This window comes from Flavobacterium branchiophilum NBRC 15030 = ATCC 35035 (assembly GCF_002217205.1).
In the GTDB taxonomy this organism is placed as follows: Bacteria; Bacteroidota; Bacteroidia; order Flavobacteriales; family Flavobacteriaceae; genus Flavobacterium; species Flavobacterium branchiophilum.
On the sequence record NZ_MUGT01000035.1, the window covers coordinates 51,257 to 71,203 of the forward strand.

Below are 19,947 nucleotides of genomic sequence, written 5' to 3' on the forward strand. Positions count from 1 at the left end.
TTCCTTCTATTTTTCCTTCATCAAAGGCAGTGTCGATAACTCCTTTTAAATCTCTGTAGCTTTTTAAACTCGATTCATAATTGTCTAATTCTGTTGTATCAAATTTTGCTAACTCTGCTTTCTCAAAGGCTTGAGCAAATACTTCGTCTTTAAAAATGGTTGGAATGCTTTGAAAGTCTTCTAAATTTTTGATGAAATACAACCACTTATCTAAACGAGTTTCTAAATTATTTTCCTCTTTTTTGAAATTGGGCATTTCAAGATAAATATAGGTCAGTTTATCGTAAAAAATTTTTCCGTTCTGATTTTTTAATTTAATTGTGTGCACTACTTCGCTTTTTTCAGGCTCATTTTCATAATCATCAAAGGTAAAATCAAGAATTCCTACACAATAAACGGCTTTCAGATTGTAGTTCCATTCTCCTTTTTCTGCTTGTTCTTTTATTGGAAAAGTAGCATAATAGATGGTTCGCTCCTTGAAATAATTCTGCTTTGCTTTCTGCAATTCTACTATAAATTTTTCGCCATTTTCATTTTCGCAATAAATATCATAAATCGCTTTTCTATCGGCTTCTGTTTGTCCAAGCTGCTCTGTGTTTTTAAATGATAAATCAATAATATGGTTTCGTTCCGGCAAAAGGGCGTTCAAAAAATCAATCAGCAAAAGCTTGCTGGCTTCTTCTCCAAATATTTTTTTAAATCCATAATCCGTAAATGGATTAATATATTTTGCCTTCATTAATTTGATTTTAATTAAAATACAAATTTACAACAAATTTTTGCTAAAGTGAAAAATATTTTAGCCAACTTTTTTTGGCTGCAAATTATGCTTATTTTGACAATAAAATGGATTTTTATTTTTTATGATTGATTGCTTAATCTTTGGTAGGCAATTTTTTAATTTCAATTCGTAATTTTTCAACTTGCTCTATAGCTAATCCTGTTATTTTCGAAATAAATTCATTTGTAGCATTTTCGATAATAAGGTTTATAGCAATTTCTATTTTTCCTTCTATTNNTTATGATTGATTGCTTAATATTTACATTAAACAATTATATATAACGCTATTAAGAAGTTTCAGGTTTCAGGTTTCAAAGAAACTATAAAATCTTTGTAATCCTATAACTTTTCATGTTGCTTATAAATTAAACATATAAAATAAAATAAAATAAAATAAATTTACTGATACATTTTTGAATTTTGCCTTATATAATTTACAATTTCATTATACATTGCTTCCTCTACGTTTGTATATAAATACCTTTTACCCGCTGTTATACCAATAAGTTGCACAGAATACACGTCTTCTACTATAAAAATATTACCAACTCCTGGCTTATATAATCTGTATCTAACCACATCGTTTGAGTCAGATTCAAAATATAAAATCATAAATTGCTTGTATTCTTTGTCAATAATTTCGTATGTTTCTTCTAAATTTTTTGCAGTTTTTAATTTTTCCTGTAAATGTTCTTGATTGATGTCTTTTGCAAATTTTTCGAAAGGAACTAACAAATCAAAATAGTTTATTTTTTCTAATGCTTTACGCAATGATCTCCCACCGCCATACACCAACATTCCTTTATTTGCGTCTAAATCGAAAGGTATATTTTTTACGACCCTAGAAACATGTGGTGTGTTAAATAACTGTTTTTTTTCTTGTGAATAGCCCAATAGGGTTATCCAACTTAATAAAAATAATAATTTTGCTTTCATTTGAAATTATTTTTTTATGCATTTATAAATTTATACTAAATATACATATAAAATAGGTAACATCATAGCCCAGCTACTTTGTATGCACTTAAAAATTGAAACCTCAAACTTGAAATTTTATCTCAAAAAATTTAGTTTTAAAATTTTTTTGAGTTGATTTCCAAATTTAGTATAGTTGAAAAATAATCCCTTTTGAACTTCAAAATGCAACTGCCAAAATACATTTTGAATTAACAAGCCATAAAAATAATAATCCTCCAGTTCATGACGGTTTTTGGCATTAATGGCACTGGCTTGTTGCTCGTGGATTCTGAAATAAATCAAAGGTTGGTCGATATAAACTACATCAAAATGTTTCATGAGCCGAAGCCAATACTCAACATCTAAAATTTGTTTCAAATGTGGCGAAAATAGCCCCACTTTATCAAAAACCCGTCTGTGAAGCAGTACCGCTGTGGGTTCGCCTATTTTATTAGTTGGAAATTTAAGCAATTTCTTGTCTTTTAACATTTGTGTGCCACGAACAATCTCTTGGTCTTTTACAATAAAACCATCCCATCTTTGATGTAAAACCCCATATCTTGCTATCCAATTTGAATTTTCTTCTGTTTTTTCATACAAAAAATCACGCTTGCAATACACCATCCCTATTTTTGGGCTTCGAAGGGCTTGTGCTACCATTAGCGAGATACACTCGGGATAAAACACATCGTCTTGAAACAAAAACTTGATGTATTCGCCTTGGGCATGTTGCACACAATGGTTCCAATTGGCACCAATACCCGCAGGCTCATGCGAAAAAACACGAATAGGAAAACCGACTTTGGCCTGAAAAGCGGCTACTATTTGTAGCGAATGATCTGTCGATTGGTCGTCGCTTACTATCAATTCTAGGTTTGGATAGGTTTGAGCAGCCAAACTTGCTAGGGCTTCTTCCAAAAAAGCGGCCCCGTTATATATGGGCAAACATACCGAAACAAGTGGAGTGTTTTGATTCATTTTAATTTTTTAGTTAAACCATTGTTTTAATTACTTTGGAATGATTAAATAATAATTCATCATCGCCAAAAATCCAAACATATTTGCCTAATGCCTTTGAAAAACACTTTTCAAAATTGCCGTCAGCTCCAATATTTTGTTCATTTTTATAATATTGTATTGGCATACCCATTGCCTCATATTTTTTTATAACAGCTTCTGTTTCATCTGTCGAAGCATTATTTGAAATAAGAATTTCTAAACTTTGACTCTGTTACAATTCTTGCTTATTTTGAAACAATTGCTTCAAATTGATTTCTAAATAAGTAGCCCTATTGTAAGTTGGAATGGCAATTGTTAATAATGGATACATGCTAACTGTTCTTAATTTATACTTTTAAAAATCTTTCCTTAAAATTTAATTTTTTTTTAATTTTTAAGAAAAGTAATATAAAAAAATTATTTTTTTTAAATAAATAAATTTTAAATTTTATTTTTTCTGAAAAAATAAAATTTTCTATTATAAAATTTTCTATTATTATATTTGTTTCTCTATTATTTTCATTTATAATTCTATTAAAAAAAGCATACACGGCTTTGATGTATTTTTTCTTTTGGCTGTTGCCCATAATTTTAAATTGGTCAAAAAAAGCCGCTCGAACATCTTCTTTTGTTGTCAATAATTTTGAGGTATTGATCCACCATCTAGCCCATTTGTTTTGGCTATAACTTTGCCCTTCCATACCAGCTGTAACAATTTGATTTTTAGACACATACATTATTTTATTTGTTGTATATATCCCAAAAAGATAAGGCATATGCGGATAAGCATTACCTACATTATCATAAGCTTGAATCAAATAGTCGTTCAAAAAAAGTTGTGTTCTAAAAATGTTGCAAGGCATAAAACTACTATAAGCAAAATAAGGATAGCCTTGTTCCAATAGTTGTTTTGGCGTTGTGGTTTGGGCAAAAATGGTTCGCTCCTTTTCGGGATGAGCACCAACGTGTACCAAATCGACTTGTCCTGCTTTTAAAACTTCAAATACATCTTCCATGTCTGATGCGTCAATAAAGTCATCATCACACAAAACCCAAGTATATTCAGACTTACTTGACTCAATAGCTTTCATAAAATTCACACTACCTCCAACATTATAAGCATTTGTTACTAATTTTAAATCCAAAAACTCATTTTGAAAAGTGCTATAAAACTGTTCAAATTGAGCCACGGTATCGTCTGTAGAACGGTTGTTTTGAACCGTAATTTTATAATTTTTCAAAACAGACCCTTTCAAATAATGAAGGGTTTTTATCAAAAAAGACGACCTGTTGTATGTTATTAAAAATATTTCTAGCATAATTTAAGTGCTTTCTATTTCGGTTGGCAATACATCTGGTTCCATTTCGGTTATGGGTTTTCCAAAGGCTATTTTCGGATACACATTATTGTTTTTGTCAATCATTACTTGCAACAAAAAAGGCTCGTTAGGATGTTGCCACATTTGAGCAACAGCTTGTTCTATTTGTTCTGTCTCGGTAATAGTTAGTGCTTTGATGCCATAAGCACCCGCAATTTTTTGAAAATCAGGAGCACTGTATCCCCAAACGGTGCTTTGATGTCTGCCTTCAAAATAACTGTCCTGAAATTGTCTGATCATTCCCAAACTTTGGTTGTTGATAATCACTATTTTTACAGGAATTTGATGATGAAAAATGGTTTGCAATTCTTGAATATTCAATTGAATACCACCATCTCCAGAAATAGAAACGACAGGGGCATTTGCAGCCAAGGCAACACCAATGGCAGCTGGCAAAGAAAATCCCATGGCACCCATGCCACCCGAAGAATGAAATGTTTGATGGTTTTGTAAAACAAGCGATTGTGCCGCCCACATTTGATGGCTACCCACATCGGCAGTATAACTTTTTGCCAAAGGCGAAAGCTCGGACATTTTTTTGATAAATACGTTTGGATTGATACCCAAAATACCTTTAATTTCTTCGGTGTCTGGAAATTGTTTTCGGTCGTTTTCAATGTTTTGATACCAATCTAAAACTTCAACTTTTTGGATTTTTTCAATAGCTTGGGTCAAAAAATCATTTACAGTAGTATGAATTGCTACCGTATTTTTTACTCTATTATTGATTTCGTTTATATCTATATCAACTTGAAAAATGATTTTATTATTGGCAAATCCAGCAACATCAGCACCTGTTTGTCTAATGTCTAATCGGCTTCCTACAACCAATAAAAAATCGGCATTTCCAATAGCTTTATTAGCCCATCGGTTTCCATAACTGCCAATCATTCCAACTTTTTGAGGATGATGCGTTGCTAGTGCATCAACAGCCAAAAGCGAGGTAACAACAGGTATATTTGTATGTGCTACAAATGAATGTAATGCCTCTTTGTCTTGCAATACACCTCGCCCAACTAACATGATGGGTCTTTTGGCTTTTTGCAAATGCTGGTTGATATCGTCCCATATCGAATCTGCTAAAAAGTTAGGAGCTGTTTGTGTATTTAATTTTTGAAAATGATATGTTTCAATTGCAAACTCTCTTTGTACATTCATAGGAATATCAATAAGTACAGGCCCCATTCTGCCACTTAATGCCAATGTAAAGGCTTCTTCTAAAACCGCAACAATATCTGATCCATTATGCAATTGAATTGCTTTTTTACAAACTGGTTTTGCCATGGCAACTATGTCCGTTTCCTGAAAACCCAATTGTCTAACACCACTTTCTTTTTTGAGTTCGTGTGTATTGACTTGCCCTGTAATAAATACGGCAGGAACAGCATCAAAATAACAACTTCCAATTGCTGTAAGCAAATTAGTAGCACCAGGTCCGCTAGTTGCCAACGCAATTCCTGGAATGTTTTTTTCACGGGCATAACCCTCGGCAGCAAAACCTGCTCCTTGCTCGTGTTTTACAGACACAATATTGATATTTCCTTCTCGGTACAGCGAGTCTATAATTTGAGTTATCATGCCTCCAGACAACTCAAAAACGTGAGTTACCCCTTGAGCATGGAGAAATTTTGATATAAAATCGACTACATTCATAGTTAGTAATTTTTATTTTTATAATACATTACTGTATTTTTCAATCCATCGTCTAACGAAAAACTTGGTTTCCAATTGGTTAGTTGTGTTAGCTTGGTTATATTTGCTACGAGGTAACGAATAGAATTTTGATTAAACGGAACACTACCAAATTGTAAATTAGATTGAGAATTTGTTATTTTTTGTATTAAATTGATAACATCTTTAAGAATAATTTCCTGTCCGCTACCCAAATTATATATTCCCGATTTGAAATGTAACATCAAACTGTTTAATGCCTCTAAAGCATCATCGATATATAAATAATCCCAAGTTTGAGTGCAGGCAGAAAGATGAATTTCCTCATTTTTGAGCATTTTTTGAATAACCATTGGTATTAATGCGGTTTCATGATCGTTTTGTCCAAAAACAGAAAAAACTCTAATCCAAGCACCTTGTATTCCTAAAGATTCACACAAACCTAAACTTGAAATGGATAAAGATAATTTGGATTTTCCGTAATTGGTAATAGGTTTGCACCCTTCATCTTCGGCAATTTTATTATTTTTAATACCATATTCAGCTTGCGAACCAAAACCAATCCATTTTGTACACCCAACTAGATGTGCCAACTCAATACTTTCTAAAGTCAAATTGATATTATAGCGGTATTGATCTTCATTTCTGTTGGTATTGCTAACGCCTTTCCATGCAAAATGAAAAAAAAACTGAGGTTCAAAATCGCAAATATCACTTACTACCTTTTCTTCTAATAAAGAATTTTGATAAAATACTTTTCCTGAACTTTCGTCTTTATTATGATTGCTTTTTCTTTTAATTTCTAATACAGAATAACCTTTGCTTTTGCAAAAATTCACAAAAGCACCGCCTAAAAACCCTCCTGAACCAGAAACTAAAATTTTCATATTCTCAAAAATTCATTAATTTTTGCAACTATATAATCATAATGTTGTTCTTGCAAACCAGGCCAAACACCCAACCAAAACGAACGGTTCATGATGGTATCTGTATTGGTCAAATCGCCTACAACTCTGTAATTCATGTCTTTGTAAGCGGGTTGTTTTACAATGTTTCCTGCAAAAAACAATCGGGTTCCAATTTTATTTTTTTCTAAAAACTGTACCAATTCTTCTCTGTTTACGGGGCTAGAATCTCGTAGGGTAATCATAAACCCAAACCAACTTGGCACACTGTTTGGGGTGGCTTCTGGTAGTATAAAATGGTCTTCAAAAGGTTTGAGTTTGTTATACAAAAGGGCATGGTTTTCTTGACGGCGTTGCACAAAAGTTTCGGCTTTTTTCAATTGACTCAATCCAATAGCAGCCTGCATATCGGTAACTTTTAGGTTAAACCCGATGTGAGAGTAGGTGTATTTGTGATCGTAGCCATGAGGCAAATCGCCTAAACTCCAATCGAATCTTTTGCCACATGTATCATCGCACCCTGGCTCGCAATAACAGTCTCTGCCCCAGTCTCTAAAACTTTTGGCAATAGCTCCAATTCGTGGATTATTAACCAATACTGCACCGCCTTCGCCCATGGTAATATGGTGTGCTGGATAAAAAGATACCGTAGCTAAATCGCCAAAAGTACCTGTTTTTTTTCCTTCGTAAGTAGCCCCTAGCGAGTCGCAATCGTCTTCGATAACCCAAAGATTGTGCTTTTTGGCTATTTCCATAACCACTTTCAGGTTGAATGGATTGCCTAAAGCATGAGCTATCATAATGGCTTTGGTTTTTGGAGTGATGGCCTCTTCAATACGTTCTACTTTGATATTGTATGTTGGAATATCTACATCAATGAAAACAGGAACACAACCATATTGAACCATTGGATTTATAGTTGTTGGAAATCCAGCGGCTACTGTAATAATTTCGTCTCCAGGCAAAATTTGTTTGGCTTTCAATTTTGGCGATGTTAGGGTATAAAAAGCCACCAAGTTGGCCGAAGATCCTGAATTGACCAACAACGAGGTTCGAGAACCAAACCATTTGGCAAAATCTTTTTCAAAAGCTTCGCCATATCTGCCCGTTGTAAGCCATCCATCTAAAACAGATTCTACGCCATACAACAAATCCTGAGCGTCTAATACTTTGCCCGTAACGGGAATGTAATTTTCGCCCGGTACAATGATTTGGGTTGTATTTTTAGTTGCAATAGCTGTTAAACTTTGTAACAAGTCTTCGTTTAAATGTTTAAATTCCATAATATTTTATTTAGTCCAATGTAAGTTTTTATTTTTGGCTTGTTGGATATAATCCAACAAATCGTTTGGGGTTATTATTGTATTTGTGGTATAATATTGTTGGTACCAATTGATGGTTTTTTGTATCGATTCGTTGATGTTCCAAACAGGAAACCACTGCAATTGCTGGTTGGCTTTAGTACAATCCAAACGCAACAGGTTGGCTTCGTGAGGCTGGTTTTCGAGTTTTGGAAAATCAAATTGCAATTGATTCCAAACTTTAGATGCGATTTCGAGTACTTCTTTTACAGCAAGTGTTTCGTTGTTTTCTGGTCCAAAATTCCATCCATCAGACACGGTTATGTCTTGTTCTAATACCTTTTGTCCCAATACTAGATAGCCCGAAAGAGGTTCCAGAACATGTTGCCAAGGTCTTGTTGCATAAGGAGACCGAATGGTGGTAACGGTGTTTGTAACCGCATTTTTTACCAAATCGGGAATCAATCTATCTTCAGACCAATCGCCCCCGCCAATAACATTTCCTGCCCGAGCAGAAGCAAGTATAAAATGGTGTTTTGTACCAAAATCTTTGACATTAAAAAAGGAATTTCTAAACGACGCTACTACCAGTTCCGCTGCACCTTTTGAGGCACTATACGGATCATATCCTCCCATTCTATCGGCTTCGTTATAAGGTCTGTCGTCTTCAAAATTTTCGTAACATTTGTCGCTTGTAATGTTTACAATCCCTTTGATATTGGACAAAGACAAACAGGTGTTGAGTATATGAACCGTTCCCATGACATTTGTAGCAAAAGTTTCTACGGGTTCTTTATAAGAATACCTAACAAGAGGCTGTGCTGCCAAATGAAAAATAATATCTGGATTAATGTTTTTTATTTGAGCATCGAGCAATTCATTGTCTCGAATATCAATAAAATAACTTTGCATGTCAAGTTGTAATAACTCAAAATGGGAAGGCTGTGTAGTAATTTTATCCGAAATACCATATACATCTGCCCCTAATTGTATCAACCAATAGGAAAGCCAAGCCCCTTTGAAGCCTGTATGCCCAGTTACTAAAACTTTTTTGTTTCTATAAATGTCTGAAAATAAATTCATTTGTATTGTATTTACCAAATTTTCCAAGGTGCATTACCTTTGTCCCACATTTTTTCTAATTCTTCTTTGTCTCTCATGGCATCCATACATTTCCAAAAACCGTGGTGTTTGAAAGTCATCAATTGTTTATCTGCCGTTAATTGAATCAAAGGTTGTTCTTCCCACATGATGTCTGTCATGTCTTGATTCAAATATTTGAATACTTCTTTGTTCAAAACAAAAAAACCGCCATTAATCCAATGGTTGTCATTTTTGGGTTTTTCTTTGAAATTATTTACAATTCCATCATCTGCAATATCCATAGTACCAAATCTTCCTTCAGGAATAATAGCCGTCATGGTAGCTAACTTACCGTGCGAATGATGGTAATCTACTAATTCTGAAATATTTACATCTGCTACACCATCTCCATAAGTTAGCATAAAAGTGTCTTCTTGAATATATTTTTCTACTCGCTGCAACCTTCCTGCAGTCATGGTATCTAATCCCGTATCGACCAATGTAACTTTAAAATTTTCTGCTTTTGTATGATGAACTTCAATCGTATTGTTTTGTAGTTCAATTGTAATATCAGCATTGTACGAGAAATAATTTACAAAATATTCCTTAATTGCATTCCCTTTGTAGCCCAAACATAAAATAAATTCTGTAAAACCATGTTTTTCATAAATTTTCATAATGTGCCATAAAATAGGTTTTCCTCCTATTTCTATCATGGGTTTTGGCTTTAAATGCGATTCTTCGGAAATCCTTGTTCCTTTTCCGCCTGCAAAAATAACTACTTTCATATTAATTTATTCAATTTGATGCTATAATATTCCTTTTGTTAGTATGGTTCAAAAGTAATAAACTTTAACTAATAAATGTGGTGTTCCAATTTAATTTTGGTCTTATCAAACCAATCCATGTCCCAACATAGTCTTTGGTCATTTCGCCTGTTTCGTTTACATTAAAAGACAATACTTCTTGAGCTACAACAATTTGTGTAGTATCTTGTGGTACTAAAAAAGCAGAAATTTGGTATGAAGATTCATTCAAGAAATTAGCTGGTATGGTACAAACCGTTTTATAAACGCCTTTTTTTAGCGGTTTTCCAAAAAAAGGATCGGCTACAAATGATGCAGCTGGACTATTAAATGTTGCCAAAATGCAAGTTCCCATAGCGTCAAGTAAATGAATGCTTGGCCATATTATAGCATCATCTGTCAAAACCCTGTATTCAATTTCAATTTGAACTTCTCTATCTATTCTAACCGAGTTTTTATTTTCGCCTTCAGAAAATATACTGATACATTCAAAATGTGCATGAGGACAAGTATTTTGATATTTTATATCTTTATGCAATACAAAAGGAGCACTCTCTTGTCCATTTGTAATGTATTGATTAATAATTCCTTCTATCCCTCCTACAGATTCCACAAGCCCGTTTTTGAGATAAATCCCCTTATTACAAAGCGTAGAAACCGCCGCCATATTATGGCTCACAAAAAGCACCGTTCTGCCTTCGCCTTTGGACACGTCGCCCATTTTTCCGAGGCATTTTTTTTGAAATTCGGCATCGCCCACAGCCAATACTTCATCTACTATAAGAATTTCAGATTCTAAATGTGCGGCTACCGCAAATGCCAACCGCACATACATACCAGAGGAATAGCGTTTTACGGGTGTGTCAATATAGCGTTCTACACCCGAAAAAGCAATAATTTCGTCGAGTTTTCTGTCGATTTCAAATTTTCGCATGCCTAATATGGCACCATTCAAATAAATGTTTTCTCGTCCTGTCATTTCGGGATTAAAACCCGTGCCCACTTCGAGCAACGAGGCAATTCGACCATTTATTTTGAAACTCCCCGTTGTAGGTTTGGTAACTTTACTTAATAGTTTGAGCAATGTGCTTTTTCCAGCACCATTTCGTCCTATAATTCCAACCGCATCGCCTTGTTCTATTTCAAAATTAATATCTCTCAACGACCAAACATAATCACTAGAACCCTTGCTCGTACGATCGTTACTGTCGCCAATTTTCAAATAAGGGTCTTCTTTACCTCTGATTTTACTCCAAAATCGGTTCAAATCATGCGATAATGTTCCAGTACCTACTTCTCCTAGTCGGTATTGTTTGGAAATATTTTCTGCTTTAATGGCTAACTTCATTGTTTAATATATTTCAGATTAAATCCTGATTTTTACTTGTCTTTTTTATTCATTAATAGGGCAATTTGCTGTTTCAAAGCTTCGTTTTCCTTGTCTTTGTCTTTCAAGGCCTGCTCTTTCTCGGACAAAGCCTGCTCTTTCTCGGAAATGATTTGCAATAATTGATCTGTTTTGTGTCGAATATTTCCCGTTAGGGCATCTATTGTTCGCCATGCTTCTTGTTCGTCTTCTAGTTCTTTGCGGTCCTTTGGGTCGGTGCCTGCGTGGTGCAATATCGATGTGGTGAGTTTCAAATCTTCGCTATCTATTTGATGTTCAAATACTTTTACTATTTCTTTTTCGTCCGTAAAATGATTTTGTTCAAAAACACTCAACATTTTGTCCAATCGGGTTTGAAACCTATTGGTTATTCGGTTTACTTGTACTACATAACTGTCGTGAGTCAATTTTTCTACAAAATCGCTCTTTTCATTGATGACTTTTTGTTCGATCAAATCTTTATATTGTCGTTCTACCTTGATACATGGCGAGGTTATTTCGTTCAAATTGAATCCTAATACATAAATTGTAGTAATAGGCAACGGTGCAGCGGTTTCTAATATTTTGTCCTCTCGCTTGTATTGCTCTGCCAAATAATTCCGAAACCGCATCAAATCGATTTGGTGTTTGGCTTTTTGTATTTCTATCAATATTTTTTTATATTCGCCCGTGTCTGTTTTTATTGTTGCTACAAAATCCAATCGCATGACATTAATCAGTAGCCGTTCGTTGATTTTTTTGGCCACAAATTCCTGAACCTTTGGATCGTCTAAATCCAAATGTTTCATAAAGGTAAATTCTTGTTGTTTTACCTCGATACTTTCTATCGTTTGATCCAATAACGTTCCTATGAAGAATTTTGCTACCCGCTCATTCTCCATCATCCGTTTAAATACTACATCGTATATTGGATTGGCTATAATCATTTTTTACTTGTCTTTTTTATTCATTAATAGGGCAATTTGCTGTTTCAAAGCTTCGTTTTCCTTGTCTTTGTCTTTCAAGGCTTGCTCTTTCTCGGACAAAGCCTGCTCTTTCTCGGAAATGATTTTTTCATTTTCCAATAAAGCTTGTTCTTTCTCGGAAATGATTTTTTCATTTTCCAATAAGGCCTGCTCTTTCTCGGAAATGATTTTTTCATTTTCCAATAAGGCTTGCTCTTTCTCGGAAATGATTTGCAATAATTGATCTGTTTTGTGTCGAATATTTCCCGTTAGGGCATCTATTGTTCGCCATGCTTCTTGTTCGTCTTCTAGTTCTTTGCGGTCCTTTGGGTCGGTGCCTGCGTGGTGCAATATCGATGTGGTGAGTTTCAAATCTTCGCTATCTATTTGATGTTCAAATACTTTTACTATTTCTTTTTCGTCCGTAAAATGATTTTGCTCAAAAACACTCAACATTTTGTCCAATCGGGTTTGAAACCTATTGGTTATTCGGTTTACTTGTACTACATAACTGTCGTGGGTCAATTTTTCTACAAAATCGCTCTTCTCATTGATGACTTTTTGTTCGATCAAATCTTTATATTGTCGTTCTACCTTGATACATGGCGAGGTTATTTCGCTCAAATTGAATCCTAATACATAAATTGTAGTAATAGGCAACGGTGCAGCGGTTTCTAATATTTTGTCCTCTCGCTTGTATTGCTCTGCCAAATAATTCCGAAACCGCATCAAATCGATTTGGTGTTTGGCTTTTTGTATTTCTATCAATATTTTTTTATATTCGCCCGTGTCTGTTTTTATTGTTGCTACAAAATCCAATCGCATGACATTAATCAGTAGCCGTTCGTTGATTTTTTTGGCCACAAATTCCTGAACCTTTGGATCGTCTAAATCCAAATGTTTCATAAAGGTAAACTCCTGTTGTTTTACCTCGATACTTTCTATCGTTTGATCCAATAACGTTCCTATGAAGAATTTTGCTACCCGCTCATTCTCCATCATCCGTTTAAATACTACATCGTATATTGGATTGGCTATAATCATTTTTTAAAAAAAAATTAAACAGTGTCCATAAAACTTTTTTCTACTTTATTAAAAATTACTACACCTACAACCATCAATAGTATAGTAGAAATAATACTTACCCACAAACTCGTTGGATCAAAACTTCCTGAACCCAAAAAAGCATATCTAAAACATTCAAACACCCCCGTTAATGGATTTAAATTGACAACCCATCTATAATGTTCGGGTATGGCTGTAACAGGATAAACTACTGGTGTAGCATACATAAGCAATTGAATACCAAAGGTAAGTAAAAAAACCAAATCTTTGTATTTTGTTGTCAAAGATGAAAAAATCATTCCTAACCCTAACGAAAATAATGCCATGATTAATAACAAAAAAGGTGTTGCCAAAACCCATATATTGGGTTGTATGGATTGTTGAATAAAAGTGTAATATAAAACAACCACCACAAAAAGTCCAAATTGAATACCAAATTTCATCAACCCTGATACAACGATGGACAAAGGCATTATCAATCTAGGGAAATAAACTTTGCCCATTACTGCAGCATTATCTCTAAATACTGTTGATGTTTTAGTTAAGGATTCTGAAAAATAATTCCAAATTGTGATACCTGACAAATAAAATGCTAATTGTGGTGTACCGTCTGTAGAAATTTTTGCTATCTGACCAAAAAGCAGTACATACATCAAAGTTGTAAGTATGGGTTGTACAAAAAACCAAATTGGGCCTAAAATAGTTTGCTTGTAAAACGTAACATAATCACGTTTTACAAGCATCATCAACAAATCTCTATAATGCCAAACTTCTTTTAAATTGACAGAAAACAAAGAATCTTGTGCCTTTATTTCTTCTGTCCAGGCTTGATTTGAATTACTCATTTTTTATTTTAATATTTAATTTATTTCAGCAATTATTTAGAGCAAATAAACAAATCTTCATTTGGAATTAATCCGTATTGTTTGTATTTGTTTGAAATATTGATTCTATTAACTTTAAAACCAACAGATTGCAGTCTTGCCACATAATCCTGACCATATATACGTACATGATCATATTGTCCGTAATGCTTTTCTCTGTCTTCATTGGTAGTAACCGCAGGGTTTTCATAAGTGTCTTGCAAAGTTGCCGAAATAGGTACTTGAAGTACAGCAGTTCCATTAGGTTTTAACACTCTAAATAATTCTTTCATAGCCGCAATATCATCTGGAATATGCTCTAAAATATGGTTACAAATAATCAAATCAAATCGATTATCTTCATAAGGAATATTCATAATATCCATATCTATTACATGACTTGGGTAAGAATATCCTTCCATAAATTTATCTGTACAGATGTATTCTTTGTATTGGTATTTCAAAAATAAATCTGTCAATCGCCACTCTGGAGCTAAATGAAGAATACTATAATTGCTTTTATTTTTGAAAATGTCTAACTCATTATTAAAAAAAGCATATAATGCACGCTCTCTATCCATTGAGTCGCATTTGTAACAACCTCCATTTCTTAAACCCGCACCAATAATTTGATGATCAATATTGGCCTGATGTGGTAAACCAATTTGATAAAATCCACTGGCATGGTATTCACAATAAGGGCAAGTATAGGTATTTCCTTTATGTTTAAAAATGCGGTATTGTGTACGTATATTTCGAGCAAAACTTCTTAACGACATGGCTTATTGTATTAAAAATGAATTAATTAGAATATTGTTTTTCATAATATTTGGCATATTCGCCAGAGGTTACACTTTCAAGCCATACTTGATTTTCTAAGAACCAATTGACTGTTTTTTCTAATCCTTGTTCAAATGTTACCGATGGTTTCCAGCCTAATTCTTTATTGATTTTGGTTGCATCAATAGCATATCGCAAATCGTGTCCAGGTCTGTCTGTTACATAAGAAATTAATTGTTCTGAAGTACCTTCTACTCTGTTCAATTTTTTGTCCATAATTTGGCACAATAATTTTACCAAATCAATATTTTGCCATTCATTAAAACCTCCTATATTATAAGTTTCGTGGTTTTTTCCTTCATGAAAAACCAAATCAATTGCCACGGCATGGTCTTCAACAAAAAGCCAATCACGTGTATATTTTCCGTCTCCATATACGGGTAATGGTTTGTTTTGTATGATGTTATTGATAAATAACGGTATCAATTTTTCTGGAAAATGGTTTGGGCCATAGTTGTTTGAACAATTAGTAAGCACATAAGGCAACCCATAAGTTTCGCCATAAGCTCTTACAAAATGATCTGAACTGGCTTTTGAAGCAGAATAAGGTGAATTTGGGTCATAAGCTGTTTGCTCTGTAAACAAACCTTCGGCACCTAATGTACCATAAACCTCATCTGTACTAATGTGGTAAAATCGTTTACCATCGAAGTTGTTTTTCCAAATGTTTTTGGCAGCATTTAACAAATTCATCGTACCAATAACGTTGGTTTTTACAAACGAAAGCGGATCTGTAATAGAACGATCAACGTGAGACTCTGCGGCAAGATGCAAAACCCCATCAAATTGATGCTTTTCAAACAATTCATTTATAAAATCTGCATCAACAATATCCCCTTTTACAAAAGTATAATTGGGTTCATTTTCAATATCTTGAATATTTTCTAAGTTGCCAGCATAAGTCAATACGTCCAAATTATATATTTGATAATTTGGATATTTTTTTACAAAACGTCTCACGACATGAGAGCCTATAAAACCGGCACCTCCTGTAATAACAATTTTTTTCATAAGTAGATATTTATGTTTATTTTAAACAAAATTACGACAATTTTAATGCAAAATTAATCGAAAATTTAGGTTTAAAAAAATAGATTTTGGTTGGCTAATATAATCACTTTTCAGGAATAATTACAACCTTCCGTCAATAATATTTAAAGGCAAAATTCCTTTAACATCAAACAAAATAGCATTATCTTTTTTTAATGAATTATAATCTATATCAGCAAATTCTTTATGTGAAACCCCTAAAATGATCGCATCAAATTTTTCATTTGGTAAGTCTTTGGTCGTTTCCAAATTATATTCATGTTTAACCTCATCAGGATTTGCCCATGGGTCGTGTATCGTTATGTCTATTTCAAAATCTTCTAATGCTCTAACAACATCAATGATTTTGGTATTTCTTACATCTGGACAATTTTCTTTGAAAGTAAAACCTAACATTAAAAGTTTGGCATTTTTTACAAATATTCCTTTTTTAATCATGAGTTTTACAACAACTGTTGCAATAAATTCTCCCATTCCGTCATTGAGTCTTCTACCAGCTAAAATAATCTCTGGATGGTAGCCCGATTCTTGAGATTTTTGGGCCAAATAATAAGGATCAACCCCTATGCAATGCCCCCCAACCAAACCTGGTTTGAATGGTAAGAAATTCCATTTTGTACCTGCTGCTTCTAATACAGAGTGGGTGTCTATTTCCATCATATTGAATATTTTGGCCAACTCGTTTACAAATGCAATATTGATATCACGTTGTGAATTTTCTATTACTTTTGCTGCTTCGGCTACTTTTATTGAAGGGGCTAAATGTGTCCCCGCAACAATAACAGAGCGGTACAGTGCATCTACTTTTAAACCAATTTCTGGTGTAGATCCTGAAGTAACTTTAAGTATTTTTTCAACAGTATGCTCTTTATCACCAGGATTTATTCTTTCTGGAGAATATCCAGCATGAAAATCTTGATTGAATTTCAAACCACTTATTTTTTCCAAAACAGGCACACACTCTTCCTCTGTTACGCCAGGATATACTGTGGATTCATAAATTACAATATCGCCTTTTTTCAAAACTTTTCCAACTGTTTCACTCGATTTGTAAAGTGGTGTTAAATCGGGACGGTTATTTTTATCTACTGGAGTTGGAACAGTAATTATATAATAATTACAATCTTTTATATCATCTAAATCACTAGAACATAACAAACCCGTTGGGCTTGAAAAAGTAGTTACTAATACTGATTGTAATAATTCATTACTTATTTCTAAAGTACTGTCATGTCCTGAATTTAACTCATTGATTCTTTTTTTATTGATGTCGAATCCTACAACCGGATATTGCTTTGCAAAAAGCCTTGCCAAAGGTAATCCCACATAACCCAATCCGATAACTGCTATTTTGATGCTCATTTGATATTAAAATTATTTATTATATAAATTATCTTGCAAAATTAATATTAATTTTTGATAAAACCCCGTTTCTTGTTTTTTTTTAAAACTTAAAAACTATTTTTTTTATTTTTCAACTTTTGAATCACGCTATCTATAGAAACAGACAATTTCTTTGCTCCAAATTGATTCAAATGATCAATATCGATATAGTCTGTTTTTTGAAACCTTTTGTCTGTCAAATAATTAAGATGAATCAATTGGTATTTTTCAATTAATTTTGAAATAAATGCAGCATCTTTTTGAACAATTCGTTGCTCCAAATGTTTAGTAAACGTTTCATCGCAAGGAGTTGTTACTAAAATTGGAGTGATTTTTTTTTGCTTACAAAACATTATCATTTCTTCTAATTTTTTACAAACCATAAAATGTTCTCTTGATTTTATACTTGCTGTAAAATAATTTTCTCTAAAAAATTGTACTCTTTCCAAACCTGCTGCATCTGTAAGTACTTGTGGCTGTTGAGTAGTAGCCGTTTCCCATCCTTTAAATGCAATAACATTTTCCTTGTTTGTTTTTTCGGTAATCAATTTAAAGGCATTTTTTGGCGAATAAACATACAACAAATGCGACATATCTTCTTTCCAAAAATTTTTATTTCTCAAATTGATACCATAATTATGATAGTAAAAAAAAGCCCTGTCGTCTCTATAACCCCAATAAAGCGACGGATAATCTAAGCCGATTATTACAAATTTGAGGTTATTTAATTTGCCTTGATATTGTTCGAGGAGTGCTTTATCATATAACAATGATTGGTCGCCACAGGCCAAATTGTAGGCACTAGTATTCATGTATTGGGGGCTAATGCCTTCATATTCATGGGAAGTACCTAAAATTAATGTTTCAATTTCAAAACGGTATTGTTCTATTTCATGGCTTTTTTCGCCCAAAATAGACCGTACATTCCTAACTTTAATTTCTGCAAATACACCCAAAAGTAGGATTGGAAGCAGGAAAAAAATGGTTTTCCGTAAAAATATATTCATTCTTTTTTGGGTTTAAAATTGAAAATATATAAATTGTTGTTCTGCACCTGAAAAATAAAATATTGCAGCTACCAAAGCATAATAAAAGGCAATTCTGAAAATTTTGGGCCACCGTAATCCCAGTTTTTCTATGGCATAACGCTGTTCTCTCCCAAACCATTCCAAAACAAAAAACACCAAACACAAGGCCACAACAGTTTTTCCAAACAAATCAGGAAATGTAAACAATGATTTTGAAAAAATAACTTTGATAAACGACAAAGCTTTTGTAACGGTTTCCGCTCTAAAAAATATCCAAGCAAAAGTGGTTAAAACAAAGGTAACCATCATCGAAATCATTTCACGAAAAGAAGGAATCCATTTGCCTTGAGCTACTATATCTAAATGATTTCTATTGGATTGAAATAATATAGACGGCATGATGTACAGTGCATTTAAAAAACCCCAAATAATAAATGTCCAATTGGCTCCATGCCAAAAACCACTTACTAAAAATATAATAAATGTATTACGGACCTTCATCCAAGTCCCCCCTTTACTACCTCCTAATGGAATATACAAATAATCTCTAAACCATGTAGAAAGTGATATGTGCCAACGTCTCCAAAATTCTGCTATATCTCTGGAAAAATAGGGGAATGCAAAATTTCTTAACAACTCTACCCCAAATAAACGGGCAGTTCCTAAAGCTATATCAGAATAACCCGAAAAATCGCCATATATTTGAATAGCAAATAATATTGCAGCAAATACGTGCGAACTTCCTGAATAAGCATCGGCTTGGTTAAAAATAGTGTTGGCTATCAATGCACATTGATCTGCTATTACAATTTTTTTGAACAAACCCCATAGTATTTGGCGCAAACCATCAACAGCTTTTTGATAATCAAAAACCCTTTCTTTTTGTATTTGAGGCAACAAATGAGTAGCCCGCTCTATTGGCCCTGCTACTAAAAGCGGAAAAAAACTAACAAAAACAGAGTAATCTATAAAATCTTTCTCTGGTTTAATTCTATTTTTATAAATATCAATTACATAAGATAATCCATGAAAAGTGTAAAACGAAATTCCAACAGGCAAGATGACTTTTAATGTCCAAGGTTGAACATGATACCCTATTTGTGCTAGGGCTTGAGCAAAACTTTCGACAAAAAAATTATAATATTTGAAAACGCCTAAAAAACCCAAATTGACACTAATACTAAGCCAAAACCAAAACTTTTTTGTTGAAATAGTTTGTGATTCGGCCATTTTTAGCCCTGTATAATAATCTAATAAGGTTGAAAAAATCAATAAAAATAAAAAATGGTAATCCCAACAAGCATAAAAATAATAACTTGAAACCAATAATAATATGTTTTGAAATCTTGAATTACCTTTTGCTACAAACCAATACAGTAAGAAAACAATAGGTAAAAATATAGCAAAATGGATTGAATTGAAAAACATAAGCTGAAACTGATGGATTTGATGTTGATTTCAAAAAAAATTATACAAAAAAATTGATTCCAATCAAAATGTTATTT

At 33.3% G+C, this 19,947-nt stretch carries 19 protein-coding genes; all 19 read right to left on the bottom strand.

Annotation, left to right across the window (positions count from 1 at the left end):
• Positions 1-739: Rpn family recombination-promoting nuclease/putative transposase (locus B0A58_RS04815; RefSeq protein WP_089080086.1), on the bottom strand; the 739-nt coding region annotated here is incomplete at its 3' end.
• Positions 740-1,180: 441 nt separating this feature from the next.
• The gene (locus tag B0A58_RS04820) at positions 1,181-1,717 is read right to left on the bottom strand and encodes a hypothetical protein (RefSeq protein WP_089080087.1); all 537 of its coding nucleotides are present in this window, start codon (positions 1,715-1,717) and stop codon (positions 1,181-1,183) included.
• Between the two features lie 117 nt (positions 1,718-1,834).
• Positions 1,835-2,716, bottom strand: a complete 882-nt coding sequence (locus B0A58_RS04825) for a glycosyltransferase family 2 protein (RefSeq protein WP_089080088.1) — start codon at positions 2,714-2,716, stop codon at positions 1,835-1,837.
• 13 nt (positions 2,717-2,729) lie between these two features.
• Positions 2,730-2,951, bottom strand: a complete 222-nt coding sequence (locus B0A58_RS04830) for a glycosyltransferase (protein WP_089080089.1) — start codon at positions 2,949-2,951, stop codon at positions 2,730-2,732.
• A 133-nt stretch (positions 2,952-3,084) separates the two neighbouring features.
• A complete protein-coding gene (locus B0A58_RS04835) occupies positions 3,085-4,056 on the bottom strand; it encodes a glycosyltransferase family 2 protein (protein WP_089080090.1) in 972 nt (323 codons plus the stop codon).
• 3 nt (positions 4,057-4,059) lie between these two features.
• Positions 4,060-5,769: a thiamine pyrophosphate-binding protein gene (locus tag B0A58_RS04840; protein WP_089080091.1), complete on the bottom strand. Its 1,710-nt coding sequence runs from the start codon at positions 5,767-5,769 to the stop codon at positions 4,060-4,062.
• Positions 5,770-5,771: 2 nt separating this feature from the next.
• A complete protein-coding gene (locus B0A58_RS04845; protein ID WP_089080092.1) occupies positions 5,772-6,674 on the bottom strand; it encodes an NAD-dependent epimerase/dehydratase family protein in 903 nt (300 codons plus the stop codon).
• Positions 6,671-7,975, bottom strand: coding sequence for a lipopolysaccharide biosynthesis protein RfbH (rfbH, locus tag B0A58_RS04850; protein WP_089080093.1), 1,305 nt, complete (start codon positions 7,973-7,975; stop codon positions 6,671-6,673). The genes B0A58_RS04845 and rfbH overlap by 4 nt, the downstream gene beginning before the upstream one ends.
• A 6-nt stretch (positions 7,976-7,981) precedes the next feature.
• Positions 7,982-9,076, bottom strand: a complete 1,095-nt coding sequence (rfbG, locus tag B0A58_RS04855; protein ID WP_089080132.1) for a CDP-glucose 4,6-dehydratase — start codon at positions 9,074-9,076, stop codon at positions 7,982-7,984.
• Positions 9,077-9,087: 11 nt separating this feature from the next.
• On the bottom strand, positions 9,088-9,864 hold the full coding sequence (gene rfbF, locus B0A58_RS04860; RefSeq protein ID WP_089080094.1) for a glucose-1-phosphate cytidylyltransferase: 777 nt from the start codon (positions 9,862-9,864) through the stop codon (positions 9,088-9,090).
• 64 nt (positions 9,865-9,928) lie between these two features.
• Positions 9,929-11,230: an ABC transporter ATP-binding protein gene (locus B0A58_RS04865; RefSeq protein ID WP_089080095.1), complete on the bottom strand. Its 1,302-nt coding sequence runs from the start codon at positions 11,228-11,230 to the stop codon at positions 9,929-9,931.
• Between the two features lie 32 nt (positions 11,231-11,262).
• Positions 11,263-12,195 (bottom strand): hypothetical protein, encoded by a 933-nt coding sequence (locus B0A58_RS04870; RefSeq protein ID WP_089080096.1) that lies wholly within the window; start codon positions 12,193-12,195, stop codon positions 11,263-11,265.
• A gap of 3 nt (positions 12,196-12,198) precedes the next feature.
• Complete coding sequence (locus B0A58_RS04875) at positions 12,199-13,257, bottom strand: hypothetical protein (RefSeq protein WP_089080097.1); 1,059 nt, start codon at positions 13,255-13,257, stop codon at positions 12,199-12,201.
• Between the two features lie 14 nt (positions 13,258-13,271).
• A complete protein-coding gene (locus B0A58_RS04880) occupies positions 13,272-14,123 on the bottom strand; it encodes an ABC transporter permease (protein WP_089080098.1) in 852 nt (283 codons plus the stop codon).
• 32 nt (positions 14,124-14,155) lie between these two features.
• Positions 14,156-14,920, bottom strand: coding sequence for a class I SAM-dependent methyltransferase (locus tag B0A58_RS04885; RefSeq protein ID WP_089080099.1), 765 nt, complete (start codon positions 14,918-14,920; stop codon positions 14,156-14,158).
• A 22-nt stretch (positions 14,921-14,942) separates the two neighbouring features.
• Entirely contained in the window at positions 14,943-15,992 is a 1,050-nt protein-coding gene (rfbB, locus tag B0A58_RS04890) for a dTDP-glucose 4,6-dehydratase (protein WP_089080100.1), read from the bottom strand.
• A 120-nt stretch (positions 15,993-16,112) separates the two neighbouring features.
• The gene (locus B0A58_RS04895; protein WP_165766293.1) at positions 16,113-17,393 is read right to left on the bottom strand and encodes a nucleotide sugar dehydrogenase; all 1,281 of its coding nucleotides are present in this window, start codon (positions 17,391-17,393) and stop codon (positions 16,113-16,115) included.
• 89 nt (positions 17,394-17,482) lie between these two features.
• A complete protein-coding gene (locus B0A58_RS04900; RefSeq protein ID WP_089080101.1) occupies positions 17,483-18,421 on the bottom strand; it encodes a hypothetical protein in 939 nt (312 codons plus the stop codon).
• A 12-nt stretch (positions 18,422-18,433) separates the two neighbouring features.
• The gene (locus tag B0A58_RS04905; protein ID WP_089080102.1) at positions 18,434-19,870 is read right to left on the bottom strand and encodes an MBOAT family O-acyltransferase; all 1,437 of its coding nucleotides are present in this window, start codon (positions 19,868-19,870) and stop codon (positions 18,434-18,436) included.
• Positions 19,871-19,947: the final 77 nt, after the last annotated feature.